2 protein-coding genes are annotated in these 1,874 nt (G+C 35.7%); one reads left to right on the top strand and one right to left on the bottom strand.

What is annotated here, in order from left to right; genetic code table 11:
• A partial coding sequence (locus AC1DUO_RS24520; RefSeq protein WP_477989211.1) for a DUF5677 domain-containing protein occupies positions 1–790 on the top strand: 790 nt, incomplete at its 5' end.
• A gap of 355 nt (positions 791–1,145) precedes the next feature.
• On the opposite strand, the gene AC1DUO_RS24515 is transcribed toward AC1DUO_RS24520, so the two are convergent.
• A complete protein-coding gene (locus AC1DUO_RS24515; protein WP_072012305.1) occupies positions 1,146–1,298 on the bottom strand; it encodes a tyrosine-type recombinase/integrase in 153 nt (50 codons plus the stop codon).
• Positions 1,299–1,874: the final 576 nt, after the last annotated feature.

Below are 1,874 nucleotides of genomic sequence, written 5' to 3'. Positions count from 1 at the left end.
GTTTAAAGACATTATTGAGGAAAGTCTAGTTGAAGCTAAGATAGCAAGATCAAAACTGACTAAAGAAGGTGGGATTGTTGTTGCTAATTTAATTGAACCTGAACAGGGTCTTTATCTTTTGAATTATGCCAATTGTCTTTTAAATAGGCAGATTGACATATTTGATGATTGTATTTTCCTTCTTGAAAATGATCGTTTACAATCAGCCTTCGCATTGAGTAGAGGTCTAATTGAGACCCATGCTTTTGCTAGGTTACTAAATAATAAAATAGAAAAAATCCTACTAAATCAAGGTGGCATTGATAGTGTGGATAAGGCTATTGATACTGTTTTGAAATTCACCAATAGTTCACGTATAAAAAAATCAGAAGAAGAAAAAATTCAAAAAGCTGTATATGACCCTAATGATTACTTCTTTACAGAACAAACAAAGTTTCGTTTTGAAAATCATCTTTCTGTCAGTCAGCATGTAATGAATGCATTGCGTGATCTTTACGCAGATGAACTTGAACAGACGCAGCATAAAGAAAGCATGTTCGAAATGGCTTATGATATTTTAAGCGAATATGTTCATCCKTCTCAAACAAGTATTTATAATTATTATACCCCAGAAACATATTTTGTTCCCACCTCAGTTGGTAATGTACATGTTCATGAAGCAGGTAAACTACAGTGTGCAAGGGCATTGAGCTTTATTATCGAGGCTAAAAACCTCTATTCCTGGTCTTCACAATTAGCTGAAGAAATGACTAGGAGAGGAAAAGAAAATAACTTAAATAAAATTAATTAAAAGCGGTTGTCACAAGGTAAATGATTGGTCACTCATTAGTGGACACAACTTTTCAAATCATTACTGATACATTAAGCGTCCGGCATCCAAGAACCGGATGCTTAATGTTTTATATAGCGAGAAGCTGATGTAGCGGTCAGTAGGTTGTATTAAGAGGTATCAGTTAATGACCAAAATTAGATTATGCAAATCCTCGGCAACAAGTTTATCGCCATTTTATCGCCATTAATTTTTTAACTAATTGATTATATTGATATAGATAAGTATTCGGTCTTTTTTTTACTATTTGATTTATAAAGATAATTTCAGCATCTCCCTAAATCCTAAATCCTAAATCCTAAATCCTAAATCCTGTCTATATCTCCGTCCACTCGGTACCGCGGCTATCAGGATAAACGTTCGTCATTTTCATCGATTTATGCCCCAATAGTTTCTGAGCAAATTCCGCGCCGTATTCACGCTCGTAAAGCCGGGAAGCAAGACTGCGGGCTTTCGCTCCGTGATACACCGTTTTTTTACCGCGCGCCAGAATGCTTGGGTAATGCTATCCGCTCGAAGCGTGCCGGGCTGCCATCTGGTTTTTCTGCTGGCAGAACTGAGAATGAACTCAGTATTATTATTCTGCAAACTAAAATTATATATAGGGGATCTGCTGAGTAACAAGAAGAGAATAAATCATAATAATAGTTATCATTCCTATTTCATGGGTATCAGTATCATGAAGTGAGCTAATGTCTGCTGAAATTTTCAGAATTAAGGTTATGCTAATAATTCTTYTGTATGATTCAGACTATGGGTAAATATGCTAAGAGCTCATTAATGAAATTGCGAGTCTGGAGTCTGTTACCCCATGAATATGCTACTTTTTTTCGTATTCTTCACACCATGATGGCATTTTTAATACTGTCGGAAATTATTAACGCTAATCTGACAGAGACCGAAGCAATTGCTGAACATAGTCTTGAAGGGGTTATAACCTGGATGCACATTATTTAAGGATTTGGGCTTATTATATGTGGCTTTCTAATTTCATCGAGGTCTATTTTTATGCACATGGTGCGATGGGAGTTTTGCATCTTTTAAT

The sequence above is a fragment of the Rahnella sp. P4_A8 genome, assembly GCF_056402435.1.
Note: the sequence above shows the minus strand (reverse complement) of the source record. Positions and strands in the feature narration are given on the sequence as shown.